The organism is Oceanibaculum sp. (genome assembly GCF_022449305.1).
In the GTDB taxonomy this organism is placed as follows: domain Bacteria; phylum Pseudomonadota; class Alphaproteobacteria; order Oceanibaculales; family Oceanibaculaceae; genus Oceanibaculum; species Oceanibaculum indicum.
The window spans coordinates 1-1,914 of record NZ_JAKUSO010000123.1; the positions used below are offsets into that span (position 1 = coordinate 1).

The 1,914-nt window shown below is 62.7% G+C and carries 1 protein-coding gene; it reads left to right on the forward strand.

Annotated elements, in window-relative coordinates:
- Positions 1 to 434: 434 nt before the first annotated feature.
- A partial coding sequence (gene istA, locus MK313_RS18080; RefSeq protein WP_287783628.1) for an IS21 family transposase occupies positions 435 to 1,914 on the forward strand: 1,480 nt, incomplete at its 3' end.

The window sequence follows — 1,914 nt, forward strand, 5'->3', positions numbered from 1 at the left end:
CCAAACTTTGATGGCAAAGCTGCAGTTACCTGATTAGATCCATCAATTTTGGTGGTTCTGAATGTCCGCTTTGGGTCATGTGTGGACGGCTCCCATTTGGCAAGGATTGTTTTGACGTTGATGCAAAGTGGTCGGGTGCAGTCATGTGTCCGGCCTGTTGATGCGGTGCTGATGACCGCTGGCCCTAATGCGATTCGCCGGATCGGGTCCCAATCAAAAGCACGCGCTTGGAAGCGCCCTGACCCAAACGGGTTTTCCCGACCCTCGGTTCGACCGATTTTGCATTACGTCACGTTCACCCCGCCAAACTCGTTCTGTAAGCGGCGGTGACAAACTGTGCCACTGAGCGACCGGATATTCTGGCCGCGCCGGTTTAAAATTGTACCGGATCTTTTAGCCTTTCGGTCCGATTCGATCGGATTGAAAGGCGGGGGATGTACTCAGTGGATTTGTATGGCCGCGTTCGCCGCGCCTGCCATGTCGAGGGGATGAGCATTCGCGAGGCGGCGCGGGTATTTGGGCTTCACCGCGAGACGGTCTCCAAGATGCTGCGGTTTTCGGTGCCGCCGGGCTATCGGCGCAGCGACCCGGTTCGTCGTCCCAAACTCGATGCCTTCACCGGCGTAATTGATCGCATTCTTGAGGAGGACCGCTCGGCGCCGCGCAAACAGCGGCACACGGCCAAACGGATCTTCGAGCGGCTCCGGGACGAGCATGGCTTCGAGGGCGGCTATACCATCGTCAAGGACTACGTCCGAGAGCGGCGGCTTCGCAGCCGCGAGGTCTTCGTGCCCTTGGCCCACGATCCCGGCCACGCGCAGGTGGACTTCGGCGAGGCCAAGGTAGTCATCGCCGGGGTCGAGTGTAAGGCCCATTTCTTTGCCATGGACCTGCCGCACTCGGATGCGTGCTTTCTCAAGGCTTATCCGGCGGAGATCAGCGAGGCCTTCTGTGATGGCCATGTGGTGGCCTTCGCTTTCTTCGGCGGTGTTCCGCGCTCGATCCTCTACGACAACACCACGCTGGCCGTGGCGCGTATCCTGGGGAACGGGATGCGCCAGCGCACCCGGATCTTCAGCGAGCTGCAATCCCACTATCTCTTCGCCGATCGCTTCGGGCGGCCCGGCAAGGGCAACGATAAAGGCAAGGTCGAGGGCCTGATCGGCTACGCCCGCCGGAACTTTCTGGTTCCCATCCCCCGTTTTGAGAGCTTCGAGGCTCTGAATGCCCATCTCGAGGCCCGCTGCCGGGAACGCCAGGCAGCCAAACTGCGCGGCCATGAGGAAACGATCGTCGAGCGGATGGCCCCAGACCAGGCGGCGTTCCTGCCCTTGCCTTCGGCGCCCTATGACGCCTGCGACAAGCGCCCGGGACGGGCCAGCTCGCTGTCTCTGGTGCGCTACAAGAGCAATGATTATTCCGTCCCGGTGGCCTATGGCCATCGCGAGGTACTGGTCCGGGGATATGTCGAGCGGGTGGTGATCAGCTGCGCCGCCGAGGTCATCGCCTGCCACAAACGATCCTATGAGCGTGAGGACCTGGTCTTCGATCCCTTGCACTACCTGCCGCTCATCGAGCGCAAGGTCGGCGCGCTCGACCAGGCGGCTCCTCTCAGGGGCTGGGATCTGCCCGAGGCCTTCGCCACCCTGCGGCGTCTCCTGGAGGCCCGCATGGGCCCCAGGAATCACGGTGCCGCCGGCAAGCGCGAGTACGTCCAGGTCCTGCGTCTCCTGGAGAGCTTCCCACTCGGCGAGGTCGACGCCGCCGTGCGCGAGGCCCTCAGGCTGGGGGCGATCGGCTTCGATGCGATCAAGCACCTGTTGCTGTGCAGGATCGAGCGCCGGCCGCCGCGTCTCGATCTCGACCTCTATCCTTATCTCCCGAAGGCCCGGGTCGCGGCGACCTCGGCCAGGA